The sequence below is a fragment of the Paraburkholderia sp. 32 genome (assembly GCF_050435345.1).
GTDB classification, from domain to species: Bacteria; Pseudomonadota; Gammaproteobacteria; order Burkholderiales; family Burkholderiaceae; genus Paraburkholderia; species Paraburkholderia tuberum.
The window spans coordinates 784,414-798,704 of sequence record NZ_JBNDKD010000001.1 but is presented as its reverse complement, the minus strand read 5'-3'; the positions used below and the strand labels follow the sequence as shown (position 1 = coordinate 798,704).

Sequence of the window (14,291 nt, the reverse complement as noted above, 5' to 3'; positions counted from 1 at the left end):
GCACTGATACCCGCCCTGCTTTTCGGCTAATTTGACGCCACTATCTGTCGCCTCGACACTGCGTATCGTGCGAAGCCTTTTCTGAAAGGCCGCCATCCCCCCAATTCAGATGCGAGCAGACATGTCCTCCGTTCAATCCCCGATCGCGGCCGGGCGCGCCACAGCAGAGTCGGATCGCGCACTCAGGAAAATCATCATTGCGTCGGTGGCCGGCAACGCGATGGAGTGGTACGACTTTTTCGTGTACGGCACCGCGGCTGCGCTCGTGCTCGGGCAACTGTTCTTTCCCGCGCACGCGGACCCGTTGATCGGCACGATCGGGGCGTTTGCCGCGTTTGCGATCGGCTTCGTCGCGCGTCCGCTGGGCGGCATCGTGTTCGGGCATATCGGCGACCGCTATGGACGCCGCGCGTCGCTCGTCTGGACGCTGCTGATCATGGGCTTTGCGACCTTCGGCATCGGGCTGTTGCCGACCTATGAGCACGTCGGTCTGGCGGCCCCCGCGGCGCTCGCGGGCTTGCGCTTGCTGCAAGGTATCGCATCAGGTGGCGAATGGGGCGGCGGCGTGCTGATGATCAGCGAGAACGCTCCGCCCGAAAAACGCGGCTATTTCGCGGCGTGGAGTCAGCTCGGCGTGGGCGGCGGCTTCGTGCTGTCGGCGGGCGCGTTCCTCGCGGTGCAAGCGCTGCCGCACGATCAGTTCATGTCATGGGGATGGCGTCTGCCGTTTCTCGCGAGCATCGTGATTTTCGCGCTCGGCGTGTACATCCGTCACAACCTGCCGGAGAGCCGCGACTTCGAGAACGCGGAGAAAGCCGGCAAGACCGCGCATATGCCGGTGCTCGAAGCGATCAAGCGTCACCCGAAAGAGATCCTGATGGCGATGGGTCTGCGGGTCGCGGAAAACGGCGGCGCCTATATCTTTCTCGCGTTCTCGCTCGTGTACGGCAAGTTCGTCGGCATTTCGAATTCGGTGATGCTGACCGGCGTGATGCTCGCGATGGTGGTCGAAATGGGCGCGATGCTCGCGTGGGGCAAGCTGTCGGACCGCATCGGGCGCAAGCCGGTGTATATGATCGGCGCGGTGTCGCTCGTGGTGATGGCGTTTCCGTTCTTCTGGCTGCTCAACACGCAGTCCACGCCGCTGATCTGGCTCGCGCTTTTGCTCGGCACGGCCGTCTGCCACGGCGCGATGATCGGCACGCTGCCAGCGCTCGTCGGCGAACTGTTCAGCACCGAAGTCCGCTATTCCGGCGTGGCGCTCGGTCACGAAGTCGCGTCGATCTTCGCGGGCGGCCTGTCGCCGCTGATCGCGACCGCGCTGCTCGCGCACTACCAGGCCTACTGGCCGGTTGCCGTGTTCCTCATCGTGCTCGGTCTCATCACAGTCGTGACGCTGAAGTTCACGCACGAAACGCGTCAGCCGTAATGCTTCGCCTGCCTGGCGTGCAAGCCTTCGCGCGGTGACGTGTATCGCGCGAAGGCTTCGCTTTGGGCCGCGCAGTCTGAGGTAAAGGAGTGCGGTAACATGGCACTCCCCCAAGACCCGGTCCTCATGTCAGCGCATGAAAGTCGACACCACCACCGTTCGTCTCGTCGTCGCGATGGTCGAAGAGGGCAGCATCTCGCGGGCGGCCAACCGGCTGGGGCTCGCGGTGGCGGCGGCGTCGCGGCGCGTGTCGGATCTCGAGGAGCAACTCGGCACGAAGCTCTTCAGGCGCGTACCGCACGGCGTGGAAATGACCGAGTCGGGTGGCAAGCTGCTCGGCTATCTGCAGCAGGTCGACACGCTGGTGGACCGGCTCGCGAGCGAGGCGCAGGCACTCGTGAGCGGGTTCGACGGACGCATCGTGATCGGCGCGCCGAAAGCCGTGATCATCGAGTTTCTCGCCGCGGATATCGTCACGATCCGGAATGCCTATCCGGGCATCTCGCTGAAGATCGTCGAAGAGAACAGCCGCATCGTGCAGCAGATGTTGCGCGACAAGATGATCGACATCGGCATCTACGAAAAGAAGAGCGGCTTTCTCGATCTGCCGCAAATGCGCTATCGCGAGGACCGGCTGGTGCTCGTTTATAGCCGCGCACATTTCCATCTTGATCCGCAGCCGGTCACGCTCGACGCCTTGCTCGAGCTTCCGCTCGTCAGCCTCGGCAAGGGCTCGGCAATCCTTGCCGCCGTGCAGCGCGCGTTTCACAGCCGCGGCCGCCGCTTCGATTGCGACTATCTGGTCAATGGTTTCGACACGATGCTCGCCGTCGTGCGCCACGGGCTCGGCGTGGGTCTGATGCCGCCCGACGTGCTGCGCAGCTTCCATCCCGAGGACGGCCTCGGCGTCGTCGAGCTCGCGGGTGACTGGCATCAACGTAGCTACGTACTGTCTTGTGTGGAAGGACATGCGCAGGCGCAGACGCTGCGCAACGTCGAAGCCGCGCTCACGGCCGGACGGCGCGTGGCCGGCCGCTGAAGCGCGGGCGCAGCAGTTCCTGCGCTCGACGCCCTCGACTGCAAAGCACCCCCTTCGTCTTTTGCGAAACCAGGTATGACCGTCGCATTCTTGCGGCGGCACCCTCGCGTGCGCGACAGTTGACGCACGCCAACACGGTGCTGCAACGGCCGGCCGCGCGACGCGCTTCGCGCGACAGCGGCCCGGCAGGAAAAACAGGGGACGACATGACGCAAAACCACGCACAAACACCATCCAGCGACGACGCGGATACGGACAACCGGCCGTTGCCGCTGCAGGGCATCCGTGTGCTCGACGTCAGCCAGGTGATGGCCGGCCCGTTCGCCTGCATGATGCTCGCCGATCTCGGCGCGGACGTCATCAAGGTCGAACCCCTCGAAGGCGACCAGACGCGCGGCGCCATGGGCTTCAAGATGAAAGGCCCGGACAGCATGGGCTTTCTGAACATGAACCGCAACAAGCGCTCGGTCGCGCTGGACCTGAAGACCGACGAAGGGCGCGAGTTTTTCTACAAGCTGGCCAGGACCGCCGACGTGATCGTCGAGAATTATCGGCCCGGCGTGGTTCAGCGGCTGCGGATCGATTACGAGACGATCCGTGAAATCAACCCGAAGATCGTCTACGCGAGCATCTCGGGCTTCGGTCAGAGCGGCCCGTGGTCGCAGCGCCCCGGCTTCGACCTGATGGCGCAGGCGATGTCCGGCGTCATGAGCGTGACGGGCTACAAAGGCGGCAAGCCCGTGAAGGCCGGCGTGCCGGTGGCGGACATCGGCTGTGCGCTGTTCGCCGTGTACGGCGTGCTTTCCGCTTATATCGGCGCGCAGAAGACCGGGCAGGGGCAACACATCGACGCGTCTCTGTTCGATTCGGCGATGGCCTTCTCGATCTGGGACATGTCGGATTACTGGGGAACGGGTGTCGAGCCGACGCCGCTTGGCACCAGCAACAAGATGAGCGCGCCGTATCAGGCCGTGAAGGCGCGCGACGGTTACTTCGTGATGGGCGCAACCAACCAGAAGCTGTGGTCGCGTCTTTGCGAACTGCTGGAGCGGACCGATCTGCTGACGAATCCCGAGTTCGAGACCGTTTCGCTGCGCCTGAAGAACCGCGAGGCGCTGATCGAATCGCTCGAGAAGTCGTTCGGCCAGCGCGACTGCGAGGCATGGATCGAGACGATGCTGGCCGCGGGCATTCCCGCCGGACCGATCCTGTCGTATCCGCAAGCCTTCAGCAGCGAACATGCGCAGTATCGCCGCATGTGCATGGAGATCGACCATCCGGTTGAAGGCAAGGTCAAGAACATCGGCTTTCCGGTCAAGATGCTCGGTACGCCGCAGCGCGTGCGACGCCATCCGCCGCGGCTGGGCGAGCACAACGACGAGCTTTACGCAGAGATCAACGGGGCCGCGAAATGAGCGAAGCGACGAGTGAGAAAGTCAGGCTCGAACGTCTGACGGAGTCGGTCGCGCAGATCGTGATCGACCGCCCCGAGCGGCACAACGCGATGTCGATTCCGATGTACGAGACCTTGCTGGCATTGATCGACCAATGCCGCGCGGACGCAACCGTAGGTTGCATCGTTCTACGCGGCGCGGGCGGCAAGTCCTTTATCTCGGGCACCGACATCGACTACTTCCGCGACTTTACGGCAGGCTCGCAGGGCGTCGAATACGAAGCGCTCGTCGAACAGGTGATCGACGCGGTCGAACGCATTGCGGTGCCCACCGTCGCCGCGATCGACGGTTGGGCCGTGGGTGGCGGACTCGCCATCGCTACCGCGTGTGACTTCCGCATCTGTGCGGAGGGCTCGCGCTTCGGCGCGCCGATCGCAAAGACGTTATCGAACACGCTGTCGTCACGCAATCTCGCGAGGCTCGTGGCGGCATTCGGCGTGCCGCGCGTGAAGAAGATGCTGCTGCTCTCCGATTTCCTCAGCGCCGCCGAAGCGCACGCGTGCGGCTATGTGTATGACGTCACGGCGAAGGAACAGGTCGGCAACGCGGCGTGCGCGCTCGCCGAGCGGCTCGTTGCGCTATCGCCCGTGACGCAGCACGCGGTCAAGGAGAGCTTGCGGCGCATCGTGATCGATCAAAGCCTCGCAGACGAGGATCTCGTCGAGCAGGTGTACGGCAGCCAGCGGTTCCGCGACGCCGTCGCGGCCTTCGGCTCGGGAACGCCGAAAGGCTGAGCGTCCCGGATCGCACGCGCTAGTCGCGTGGCTTCACCACAAAAAATAAACCGCATCTGGAGGACGACACATGAAACGCCTGTCGCTGAAGGCCACCACCACCGTGCTGGTGATGTTGTGCCTGATGTATTTCATCACCTATGTGGATCGCGTCAACATCAGTACGGCAGCGGGGCAGTTCAAGAGCGAGCTCGGCCTCAGCAATACGCTGATCTTCCTTGCCGCGGCGATGTTCTTCAACGAAATGAACGTCGGCCCGATGTGGGCGATTCCGATGGACGTCGCCTACGACCGCTCCGGCACGGCCAGCGGCATCATGAGCGGCACCGGCTTCACTGCGGCGATCGCGAGCCCAGTCATCGCCGGGTTGGTCGCCGACCGGTTGCACAGCTGGGATCTGACGTTCGTACTGTCGATCGGCGTGATGCTCTTCGGCATCGTGCTGAGCTTCTTCATGAAGCCGAACATACCGTTTTCGAATGACGCGACGCAGCCGCGCAGCGAATCGCAACGCAAGGAGGACGCGCTGTCGGGCGCTTGACACTTCAGCATGAAATAAATCGCATTGATGCAAGCACGGTTTTTTAATCTATTTTGCTTATTCGATGCGGGGCGCTAATCTCGGCATATCGTCCCCCCAGGAATACATCGGAAGGCAATCATGCAAGCGCAAACCCTGAAGGTTCGGGTCGACGCCTTGTGCGAAGAAGCACACGGGGTCCGCTCGTTCAGCATTTCGCGGCTCGATGGGCTACCGTTCGAGCGCTACGAACCCGGCGCCCATATCGACGTCACGAGTCCTTCGGGCGTCACGCGGCAATACTCGTTGTGCGGCGACCCGGAGTGTATCGAGTCGCAGATTTTCGCGGTGAAGAAGGAGGAGCAATCGCGCGGCGGCTCGCGCTCGCTTCATGAAGAGGTGAGCGTCGGCACCGAGCTGTCGGTCGGCGCGCCGCGCAACCTTTTTCGTCTCGAAGAAAGCGCGGACGAGCACATCCTGATCGGCGCGGGCATCGGCATTACGCCGTTGCTGTCGATGGCTTATCGGCTCGCCGCGCGGCACGCGCGCTTCACGCTGCACTATTTCGCCCGCAGCGAGGCGCACGCGGCCTTCATGACGCTGCTCACGCGCGAGCCGTTCGCACGGCACGTGAAGCTGCATTTCGGCGTGCAGCCCGAGGATCTGAAACCCGCGCTCGATGCGTGCCTGCTCGATGCAGGCGCGAACGCGCATGTCTACACGTGCGGTCCCTCGCCGTTCATGGATTTTGTCGTAGCGAGCGCTCAGCAACGCTTGCCCCCGGAAGCGATTCATCTCGAACGCTTCAAGGCGGAGCCGGCTCCCGTGGCCGAAGCGTTGCTCGATAGCTTCGACGTGCAGCTCGCGAGTAGCGGTCAGACGGTGCGAGTCGATGCGAACACGTCGATTGTCGATGCGCTCGCGTCGATCGGTATCGAGGTGGACACATCGTGCGGCGAAGGCGTGTGCGGCACCTGCATGGTGGATGTGGTCAGCGGCGAGCCCGAGCATCGCGATCACTGCCTGAGCACGGCCGAGCGCGCGAGCAATAGCGTGATCTGCTGCTGTGTGTCGCGCTCGCGCACTCCCGTGCTCGTGCTCGACCTCTGATTCACCTGCGCGCAATCACATCTTCTCGAAGCCCGCGAGGATCTCGGTGATGAGGCCGCGCATCCACGCGATGCCTTCGTCTTCGTGGAAGTGCTCGTGCCAGTGCATCGTCACGGCGGCCTTCGGCAGCGGCACGGGCAGTGCATAGATCCGGAACGCGTCGCCGCGATTGAGGATATGCGCGAGCCGTTCGGGCAGCGTCGCGAACAGATCCGTCGCGGCCAGCACGCCAGGCACCGCGACGAAGTGCGGCAACGCGAACGCGATATTGCGGCCGACGCGTTGCGCGCGCAGCGCGTCGTCGAGCGCATGGTGGCTATGTTCGAGCGAGCGCACCTGAATGTGCGACGCGGCCAGAAACCGTTCGAGCTTCAGCGTGTCACCGCTCGGCAGGTCGCGGCGCTTGCGCGTCATGCACACATACGATTCCTCGAACAGCAGGCTATGCCGCGTGCGCGGCAGCAGCGACGGCAGATTGCCGATCGCGAAGTCCAACCGGCTCGAGCGCAGCGCCTCCTCGATCTCCTCCACCGGCAACGGCTCGACGACCAGCTTCACGCGCGGCGCGGACTTCTGCAGCGCCGCGCACAGCGCGGGCAGATAGGCCATTTCGCCCGCATCCGATAGCGACAGACGAAACGTGCGCGTGCTCGTCGCCGGATCGAAACGTTCCGCGTAACGCAGCGCCTGACGCACGGTGTCGAGCGCGTGGCCGACGATTTCCGCGAGCTCGAGCGCGACGGGGGTCGGCTGCATACCCGCGCGCGTGCGGATAAAGAGCGGATCGTCGAACATCGTGCGCAGACGGCCGAGCGAGTAGCTGACCGCGGGCTGCGACAGCGCGAGGCGTTCGCCCGCTTTCGTCAGGCTGCGCTCCTCGACGATCGCCTGAAACACTCTCAGCAGATTGAGATCGACGTGGTCGATGGAGGTCATGGCGTCTCTTGTGATATCAGCCGAACTTATTCGGCAACCTGTTTTTAATCGATTTGACGCATGATCGTCGCAAAGCGAGACTGATGTCAACGAGAGGATGCGCTGATGTGTTGCACGCGACTCGTCGCGTCGATGTGCGTCTTCATTCCAACCACGCAACTATTCCCCGCATACGATGAGTACGCCGACCTATCAAACCATCGACACCAGCGCTTTAGCCAGGCGCGCCGAGGCCGATCGCATCGCGCCTTCCCTGTACTACGATCCCGAGCTGTTCGAAGTCGAACTGGAGCGCATTTTCTACAAGACGTGGATCTGGGTCGCGCATGACAGCGAGCTGCCGAAGCCCGGCGATTTCATCACGACGACGATCGGCCGGCAGCCGGTGATCGTCGTGCGCGACAAGAGCGGCGCGGTCAACGTACTGCAAAACCGCTGCCGGCATCGCGGCGCGACCGTGTGCGAAGAGCACAAGGGCAATGCGAAGGGCTTCACGTGCCCGTATCACAGCTGGTCTTATGCGCTCGACGGCACGCTGCGCGCTCTGCCGTACGGCGACGGTTACGAAGGCGTATGCGAAAAGGGCGATCTGCCGCTGAAGAAGCTGCGCGTGGGCGTCTATCAGGGCCTCATTTTCGCGAGCTTCAACGAAACGATCGAACCGCTCGAAGACTTCCTCGGCGGCGCGAAGCCGTGGATCGACCTGTTCATGAAGCAGGGCGCGGGCTATCCGATCAAGGCCAACGGCGAGCACAAGTTCAAGTTCAAGGGCAACTGGAAGATCCAGCTCGAAAACACGACGGATCTGTACCACTTCCCGGTCGTGCACAAGTCGTGGATGAAGTCGATCGACGACGAAACCGCCGCCGCGATCACCAGCTTCATGACGAGCGACCAGGCGTTCTGCCGCTCGCTCGGCAACGGTCACAGCCTCGCGATGCTGATGCCCGAGATCGTCGATCTGGACCGCGACGACGGCGCGCCGCTGCCCGAGCGCTTCAGCGAACTCGCCGCGCAACTCGCGCAAAAGCACCCGCCGGAAGAAGTGCGCCGCATCGTGCGCTCGCTGATGGGCGTCGGCTTCAACCTGAACCTGTTCCCGAATCTCGCGCTGTCGATGGCGTTCTTCCGCGTGCTGCGGCCGATTTCCGCCGAGGAAACGGAGATTCGCCACGTCGCGCTCGCGATGGACGGCGGTCCTGAAGAAGCGAACCGCGTGCGCCTGCGCATTCACGAGCACTTCCAGGGCCCGTTCGGCTTCGGCAGTCCCGACGACGCCGAAGCGTGGGAGCGCGTGCAGCGCGGCTCGCATGCGGGACCGGACGTACCGATCCTCGTCAATCGCGGTCTGAATCGCGAAACGACCGCCGCGAACGGCGAGAAAACCGCCCACGCAACCGATGAAACCGGCATGCGCGAAGCCTACAGGCAATGGCGCGCAATGATGGAGCAGGCATGATGGACGACAGAAACGCACTCTTTTCCCACCAGACCTTTGCGCGCGCGATCGAGTTCATCTGGCGCGAAGCCGAATTGCTCGATCGACGCGACTATCGCGAGTGGCTCGAGTTGTGGGACCCGGCGGGCCACTACGTGGTGCCGATCGATCCGAACACGACCGATTACGCGGCAACGCTGAACTACGCGTACGACGATCGGCACATGCGCGAGCTGCGCGTGCAGCGCATGACGTCGGGCTATTCGGCATCCGCGTCGGATGCCGCGCGCACGGTGCGCACGGTGTCGCGCTTCACGCTCGCGAGCGATAGCGCGGACGTGGTCGAAGTGAAGTCGTCGCAGATCATCATCGCGTACAAGCGGGGCACGTCGACGATCTTCGCGGCCGATCTGACGCACAAGATCAGCATGGCGAGCGGCGAGCCGCGTCTCGTCGAGAAAGTGATCCGCCTGATCGATTCCACCGATGCGCTGAGCGCGATCGGCTTCCTGCTCTGACCGGTCATCATGCCGACACTCGAAGGCTATCAACCGAACCAAGGAACGTTCCCATGAGCGACAACCGAAACCTGCCTTTGCGTGTGCTGTTCTGCTGCGGCGTCTCGCAGAACTTCTTCGACTTGCCGCGCGAACAGATCGGCGAAGTGTGGCAAGCGTACGGCAAATTGCTGAACGCGATCGAAGCGATGGAAAACGTGCGCGTGCTGGGCGTGATGGACGACGATCGGCTCGTGGTCGGCAACGCCGATGGCGCGCCGTGGACGTTCTACATCATGGCCGACGTCGCCGACTTCGATACCGCGGTGGCCGTGTGCAATCTGTATCGGACGACGCCGGTCGGCGACTACAACCTGTGGCGCTACGGCAAGATCGAGGCGCGCGTGGGCCGTGCGCTGACGGTGCCGCCAGCGGTCGCCAACCATGCGTGACACGATGACCGATCCGGCTATCGACGCGCTGCTCGCGCGCGTCAAAGCGCTAGAAGCACAGAACGCGGTGCGTAAGACGATCGCACGCTACATGGCGCTGTGCGATGTGCCCATGCGCGCGCTCGAAGGCGAGGCGCTCGCCGCGCTGTTCGCCGAAGACGCGATCTGGGAAGGCATCGGCCCGCAGTACGCGAACAAGTTCGGGCGTCTCGAAGGGCCGGCGCAGATCGTCGCGATGCTGCAGCGTTATCTGCCGCCCACGCCGCACTTCGCGACCAATGTCCACTTTCTGACTGCGGAGCATATCGAAGTGAACGGCGACACGGCGAAGGGTCGCTGGATCATGTTGCAGGCTTCGGGTTATGTCGATGCGAAAGCGGAACTGATCGCGGCGCGCCTCGAAATCGACTTCGTGCCCGCCACTCACGATGCGGGCGCGACATGGCTGATCCGCCATTTCCGTACCGAGCGTCTTTTCGATGCACCGTGGCAAGTCAACCCGGCCCAGGGAGTTTCGGCATGAGCGCATTTCTGCAGACATTCGATCTGAGCGCGACGGACAGCGCCGACGCGCCGACGATCGCGATCAAGGACAGCATCGACGTCGCCGGCTACGCGACGACAGCGGCAAGCCGCGCGCTTGCCGACGCACCGCTTGCATCGGAGCACGCCGAAGTCGTGCGGCGTTTGCTCGACGCCGGCTGGCGCGTCACGGGCAAGACCAACATGCACGAACTCGCGTTCGGCATGACCGGCATCAACGACTTTTCCGGCACGCCGGTCAATCCGCAGGACGCGGCACGCATTCCGGGCGGATCGTCGAGCGGGTCCGCGTCGGCGGTCGGGCAGAAGTTCGTGGACGCCGCGCTCGGTACCGACACCGGTGGCTCGGTCCGCGGCCCCGCCGCATGCTGCGGCGTTATCGGCCTGAAGCCGACGTTCGGCCGCGTGTCGCGGCACGGCGTGGCGCCGCGCGTCACGACACTCGACTGCGTTGGACCATTCACGCGCGAGACGGACACGCTGATTCGCGTGATGACGGCGATCGATCCTTCGTTTCGCGCTGACGATGCGCGTCGAGACGTTTCGCAGTTGCGCATCGGCATGGTCGCAGTCGACGCGGATGACGACATCGCCAAAGCAATCGCCGACGCGGTCGGAAAGTCCGAACTCGCCACGCAAGCGATCGACCTCGCGTCGCTGAAGGACGCATTCACGGCCGGCCTCGCGGTGATCAACGCGGAGACATCGCGCGCATTCGGCCATCTGGTGGCAAGCGGCAAGCTCGGCGCCGATATCGAAGCGCGCCTGCGCGCGGCCGCGGCCACGAGCGCCGCCGATCTCGACGCGGCGGAACGCGTGCGCCGCACCTTCACCGACGAAGTGGACCGCGCGCTCGACCGGGTCGACGTACTCGTGCTGCCGACGCTGCCCTCATTGCCGATCACGCTCGAAGCGGCACGCGCCGGCACGTCGGTGATCGGCATGTCGTCGTTGATCCGGCCGTTCAACCTGAGCGGGCATCCGGCGCTGAGCCTGCCCGTTCCGATCGAACGCTCGACGCTGAAGGCGGGCCTGCAAATCATCGGTCGCAAGAACGACGACGAAACGGTGTGCGCGGTCGCCGCGCACCTCGAAGCGCGCCTCGCGCAATCCGTCTGAACGCAATCCAGGAGTCAGCAACATGTCGAACAGAGTCGCGCTCGTGACGGGCGCCGCGCGCGGACTTGGCGCCGTTGTCGCGCGTCGTTTTCACGAGGCAGGCTACAGGGTCGCGCTGGCCGATATCGCGATCGAACCCGCGCAAGCGCTCGCGCATGAACTCAGCAGCGACGGCTCGAGCGCCTGCGCAATCCGGCTCGACGTCACGCGCAAGGCGGACTTCGAAGCGGCGCGCGACGCGTTGCTCGAACGTTGGGGCGGCGTGGACGCGCTCGTCAACAATGCGGGCGCCTCGAAGGTCGTGCCCGTGATGGACATTACCGCCGAGCAGTTCGATCAGGTCATCAACGTGAATCTGCGCAGCGTGCTGTTCGGCTGCCAGGTATTCGGGCAGTACTTCGCGCAGCGCGGCGTGGGCCGCATCGTCAATATCGCGTCGCTGGCGGGGCAGAATGGCGGCTCGGCAACGGGCGCGCACTATGCGGCCGCGAAGGGCGGCGTGCTGACGCTGACCAAGGTCTTCGCGCGCGATCTCGCCGCGTGCGGTGTCACAGTCAACGCGATCTCGCCGGGGCCGCTCGATTTGCCGATCGTTCACGAGAGCGTGGCGGCGGACAAGCTGGCAAAAGTGATCGAAGCGATACCGGTCGGCAAGCTCGGGGCCGCGTCGTATGTTGCCGATGTCGCGGTGATGCTCGCTTCCGGTGACGCTTATTTCGCCAATGGCGCGTGCTGGGACGTCAATGGAGGCCTGTACATGCGCTGATGCGTCTGCAAGGGCCGAGGCGGCCGGGTCATTCCGGCCGCTCGTCCGGCGGGCTCCATACTTCGGGCACGCCGCGCACGAGGGTCGGAGTAGACGAAGCGCCGAGCTTTTCCCTGATGCTCGCGCGATGCACGTCCACGGTTTTCACACTGATCGACAGGTCCGCCGCAATGACCTTGCTCGGCTTCCCCTCGATCAAACCGTGCAGCACTTCCTTCTCGCGCGACGTGAGCGAGTTGATCCGCTCACGCAGTTCGAGTTGGCGCATGTGTTTCGCGTGACGCTGGGACGCGAGTTTCATCGCGCGTTGAATGCGCTTGAGCATCTGCTGCGAGTTGTACGGCTTCTCGACGAAGTCGGCTCGCACTCGGTCATGTTCGTGAAGACCACGCAGATTCGCGTGCGCGCCGACGGCGACAGCCTGATTTACTTCGACCGGAATTTTCTCCGGGTGCCGCGCGCGTGGAAGGGGCAATGAGTCATTTGAAGCGCTGCCGGCCAGCTCGGGCTCCGGCAGCGCTTACGTTGTCGCTCCGGACATGGCTCCCGTAAAACCTCACCATTGCCCGGACCTCCTGGAACTCCTCACCATTCGCACTACTTCAGCAACGCCATCTGCACGACCTTGACGATCACGAGCGCGATCGCGAGCAGCAGATAGCCGCGCAGCACGCCCATCCATACGCGTTTGGCGAGCGTCAGACGCGGCGGCGGGAGTTCGTCGAGCGGCGGCATGCGCCACGTGTTGCACGCGTCCTTCGCATAGACCGGAGCCGGCTCGGCCGCGGACTCGCCGCGCAGCTTGCGCATCCCGAAGCTCGCCACATACCCGACGACCGCGAGCAACGTGCCGCCCGCCAGGACTTCGATGATCGTTTCCGCCGCGATGTCCGGATAGATCACCGACGCGGTCAGGACGATCGACAGCATCACGAGCACCCAGATCACCGCGCCGGTAAACAGATTGAGCTTCTTCGAATTGGCCCACGGACCGAGCACCGCGCGATCGTTGCACAGCAGCAGCAGGAACACGGTCGCGCTCGGCAGCAGTACCCCGGCGAGCGTCTGCACCGCTTCTGTCAGCAGACCGAGCGGGCTGCCTGGAATCAGCACCAATGCCGCGGCGGCCGCGACGATCGCGAAGTACACGACGTAGAAGCCCTTCGCATCCGACACGCTACGGTGCAGCGAATGGCGGATCTTGAACACGTCGCCGATCGCATAGGCGGTCGATAGCGACACAGCCGCCGCGCCGATCACGCACGCGTCGAACAGCGCGATCGCGAACAGCACGGCCGAGGTACGCCCCGCGTATCTCTCGAGACCGGCGATCACACCGCCCGCGTCCGTGAAGTTGCCGAACCCGGGCCGTCCGTCGAACAACGCCGCGCTGAACGAGATCATCGCGACCGCGCCGATCAGTACGAACACGATGCCGATCCACAGGTCGGCTTTTTCGTAGTTCATGAAGCGCGGCGTGATGCGCTTGTCGACCACATAGCTCTGCTGGAAGAACAGCTGCCACGGAGCAACCGTCGTGCCGACGATGCCGATTACGAGCAGCATCACGTCGGACAGCTTCGAGTGCGCGGGCCAGTTCGGAATGAAGAAGTCGCGCGCGATCTGGCCGACCGGCGGATGAATCGACACGAGCACCGGCACGAGCAGCAGGCTCAATACGCACAGCGCGACCGCGAAACGCTCGAAGCGGCGGAAGTCGCCGGTGCTGACGGCGGCCATCGTCAGTGCCGCGGCGATACACACGCCCGCGATCTTCGAGACGCCGAAGAAGTCGAGCACGAACGTGATGCCGATGAATTCCGTCACGATGGTTAGCGCGTTCAGCAGGAACAGATCGACGACGCTGAACGCGCCCCAGAACTTGCCGAAGCGCTCGAAAATAAGCCGCGCGTGGCCCACGCCTGTGACCGCACCGAGCCGCAACACCATCTCCTGATTGACGAACAGCACCGGCACCAGCAACAGCATGGTCCACAGCAACGTAGTGCCGTAGTTCTGGCCGGCCTGCGTGTAGATGCCGAATGCGCCCGCGTCGTTGTCGCCGACCATCACGATCAGACCGGGGCCGAGGATCGCGAGCAGCGTGCGCAGGCGCGCCCACCAGCTCGTGCGTGGCGCGATGTCATGGTGAGCGATCGTGCCGAGCGCGCCCTTGATATCGCCGACGTGTGCCGAATCGAGCACGGCGCTGCGCGCGGAGGAAATGTTCGTCGGAGTAGACATGTCGTTCTCT

Annotated in this window: 14 protein-coding genes and 2 pseudogenes; 13 read left to right on the top strand and 3 right to left on the bottom strand. The window is 64.1% G+C overall.

Annotated elements, in window-relative coordinates; genetic code table 11:
* Positions 1 to 121: 121 nt before the first annotated feature.
* The 6 genes from OKW26_RS03705 to OKW26_RS03680 all read left to right on the top strand — a co-directional run bounded on the left by OKW26_RS03705 (position 122) and on the right by OKW26_RS03680 (position 6,286).
* Complete coding sequence (locus OKW26_RS03705) at positions 122 to 1,429, top strand: MFS transporter (protein ID WP_429352714.1); 1,308 nt, start codon at positions 122 to 124, stop codon at positions 1,427 to 1,429.
* A gap of 136 nt (positions 1,430 to 1,565) precedes the next feature.
* Positions 1,566 to 2,468 carry a LysR family transcriptional regulator gene (locus tag OKW26_RS03700; protein WP_429352713.1) on the top strand — a complete coding sequence of 301 codons (903 nt, stop codon included), beginning with the start codon at positions 1,566 to 1,568 and terminating at the stop codon, positions 2,466 to 2,468.
* Between the two features lie 206 nt (positions 2,469 to 2,674).
* Positions 2,675 to 3,883: a CaiB/BaiF CoA transferase family protein gene (locus OKW26_RS03695; RefSeq protein WP_184057660.1), complete on the top strand. Its 1,209-nt coding sequence runs from the start codon at positions 2,675 to 2,677 to the stop codon at positions 3,881 to 3,883.
* The gene (locus OKW26_RS03690; RefSeq protein ID WP_429352712.1) at positions 3,880 to 4,656 is read left to right on the top strand and encodes an enoyl-CoA hydratase; all 777 of its coding nucleotides are present in this window, start codon (positions 3,880 to 3,882) and stop codon (positions 4,654 to 4,656) included. Before OKW26_RS03695 ends, OKW26_RS03690 begins: the two co-directional genes overlap by 4 nt.
* A 70-nt stretch (positions 4,657 to 4,726) precedes the next feature.
* On the top strand, positions 4,727 to 5,197 hold the full coding sequence (locus tag OKW26_RS03685) for a hypothetical protein (RefSeq protein ID WP_429352711.1): 471 nt from the start codon (positions 4,727 to 4,729) through the stop codon (positions 5,195 to 5,197).
* A 120-nt stretch (positions 5,198 to 5,317) separates the two neighbouring features.
* Complete coding sequence (locus OKW26_RS03680) at positions 5,318 to 6,286, top strand: PDR/VanB family oxidoreductase (RefSeq protein WP_429352710.1); 969 nt, start codon at positions 5,318 to 5,320, stop codon at positions 6,284 to 6,286.
* A gap of 15 nt (positions 6,287 to 6,301) precedes the next feature.
* Here the strand turns inward: OKW26_RS03680 and OKW26_RS03675 are convergent, their stop codons facing one another.
* Positions 6,302 to 7,222: a LysR family transcriptional regulator gene (locus OKW26_RS03675; RefSeq protein WP_090808172.1), complete on the bottom strand. Its 921-nt coding sequence runs from the start codon at positions 7,220 to 7,222 to the stop codon at positions 6,302 to 6,304.
* Between the two features lie 175 nt (positions 7,223 to 7,397).
* Between OKW26_RS03675 and OKW26_RS03670 the strand changes: the two genes are divergently transcribed.
* Genes OKW26_RS03670 through OKW26_RS03645 form a run of 6 tightly spaced genes read left to right on the top strand, consistent with a single transcriptional unit; the run spans position 7,398 to position 12,037 of the window.
* Positions 7,398 to 8,681: an aromatic ring-hydroxylating oxygenase subunit alpha gene (locus OKW26_RS03670; protein ID WP_429352709.1), complete on the top strand. Its 1,284-nt coding sequence runs from the start codon at positions 7,398 to 7,400 to the stop codon at positions 8,679 to 8,681.
* Complete coding sequence (locus OKW26_RS03665) at positions 8,678 to 9,178, top strand: aromatic-ring-hydroxylating dioxygenase subunit beta (RefSeq protein WP_184037869.1); 501 nt, start codon at positions 8,678 to 8,680, stop codon at positions 9,176 to 9,178. Before OKW26_RS03670 ends, OKW26_RS03665 begins: the two co-directional genes overlap by 4 nt.
* 53 nt (positions 9,179 to 9,231) lie before the next feature.
* Positions 9,232 to 9,609 (top strand): hypothetical protein, encoded by a 378-nt coding sequence (locus tag OKW26_RS03660; RefSeq protein WP_429352708.1) that lies wholly within the window; start codon positions 9,232 to 9,234, stop codon positions 9,607 to 9,609.
* Positions 9,610 to 9,613: 4 nt separating this feature from the next.
* Entirely contained in the window at positions 9,614 to 10,132 is a 519-nt protein-coding gene (locus tag OKW26_RS03655; RefSeq protein ID WP_429354168.1) for a nuclear transport factor 2 family protein, read from the top strand.
* Positions 10,129 to 11,271, top strand: a complete 1,143-nt coding sequence (locus OKW26_RS03650) for an amidase (protein WP_429352707.1) — start codon at positions 10,129 to 10,131, stop codon at positions 11,269 to 11,271. Before OKW26_RS03655 ends, OKW26_RS03650 begins: the two co-directional genes overlap by 4 nt.
* A 22-nt stretch (positions 11,272 to 11,293) precedes the next feature.
* The gene (locus OKW26_RS03645) at positions 11,294 to 12,037 is read left to right on the top strand and encodes an SDR family NAD(P)-dependent oxidoreductase (protein ID WP_429352706.1); all 744 of its coding nucleotides are present in this window, start codon (positions 11,294 to 11,296) and stop codon (positions 12,035 to 12,037) included.
* Between the two features lie 28 nt (positions 12,038 to 12,065).
* Here OKW26_RS03645 and OKW26_RS03640 read toward each other — a convergent pair.
* A pseudogene (locus OKW26_RS03640) lies at positions 12,066 to 12,395 on the bottom strand (response regulator transcription factor); the annotation flags it as partial.
* On the opposite strand from OKW26_RS03640, the pseudogene OKW26_RS03635 reads away from it, so the two are divergent.
* Positions 12,387 to 12,515 (top strand): annotated as a pseudogene (locus OKW26_RS03635) (4-hydroxyphenylacetate 3-monooxygenase reductase subunit); the annotation flags it as partial. The pseudogenes OKW26_RS03640 and OKW26_RS03635 overlap by 9 nt on opposite strands.
* A gap of 119 nt (positions 12,516 to 12,634) precedes the next feature.
* Here the strand turns inward: OKW26_RS03635 and OKW26_RS03630 are convergent.
* Entirely contained in the window at positions 12,635 to 14,281 is a 1,647-nt protein-coding gene (locus tag OKW26_RS03630; protein ID WP_429352705.1) for an NRAMP family divalent metal transporter, read from the bottom strand.
* Positions 14,282 to 14,291 lie beyond the last annotated feature (10 nt).

Coding starts and splice junctions, on each gene's coding strand:
- OKW26_RS03705 (WP_429352714.1), top strand. CDS start 122: ATGTCCTCCGTTCAATCCCCGATCGCGGCCGGGCGCGCCACAGCAGAG.
- OKW26_RS03700 (WP_429352713.1), top strand. CDS start 1,566: ATGAAAGTCGACACCACCACCGTTCGTCTCGTCGTCGCGATGGTCGAA.
- OKW26_RS03695 (WP_184057660.1), top strand. CDS start 2,675: ATGACGCAAAACCACGCACAAACACCATCCAGCGACGACGCGGATACG.
- OKW26_RS03690 (WP_429352712.1), top strand. CDS start 3,880: ATGAGCGAAGCGACGAGTGAGAAAGTCAGGCTCGAACGTCTGACGGAG.
- OKW26_RS03685 (WP_429352711.1), top strand. CDS start 4,727: ATGAAACGCCTGTCGCTGAAGGCCACCACCACCGTGCTGGTGATGTTG.
- OKW26_RS03680 (WP_429352710.1), top strand. CDS start 5,318: ATGCAAGCGCAAACCCTGAAGGTTCGGGTCGACGCCTTGTGCGAAGAA.
- OKW26_RS03675 (WP_090808172.1), bottom strand. CDS start 7,222: ATGACCTCCATCGACCACGTCGATCTCAATCTGCTGAGAGTGTTTCAG.
- OKW26_RS03670 (WP_429352709.1), top strand. CDS start 7,398: ATGAGTACGCCGACCTATCAAACCATCGACACCAGCGCTTTAGCCAGG.
- OKW26_RS03665 (WP_184037869.1), top strand. CDS start 8,678: ATGATGGACGACAGAAACGCACTCTTTTCCCACCAGACCTTTGCGCGC.
- OKW26_RS03660 (WP_429352708.1), top strand. CDS start 9,232: ATGAGCGACAACCGAAACCTGCCTTTGCGTGTGCTGTTCTGCTGCGGC.
- OKW26_RS03655 (WP_429354168.1), top strand. CDS start 9,614: ATGACCGATCCGGCTATCGACGCGCTGCTCGCGCGCGTCAAAGCGCTA.
- OKW26_RS03650 (WP_429352707.1), top strand. CDS start 10,129: ATGAGCGCATTTCTGCAGACATTCGATCTGAGCGCGACGGACAGCGCC.
- OKW26_RS03645 (WP_429352706.1), top strand. CDS start 11,294: ATGTCGAACAGAGTCGCGCTCGTGACGGGCGCCGCGCGCGGACTTGGC.
- OKW26_RS03630 (WP_429352705.1), bottom strand. CDS start 14,281: ATGTCTACTCCGACGAACATTTCCTCCGCGCGCAGCGCCGTGCTCGAT.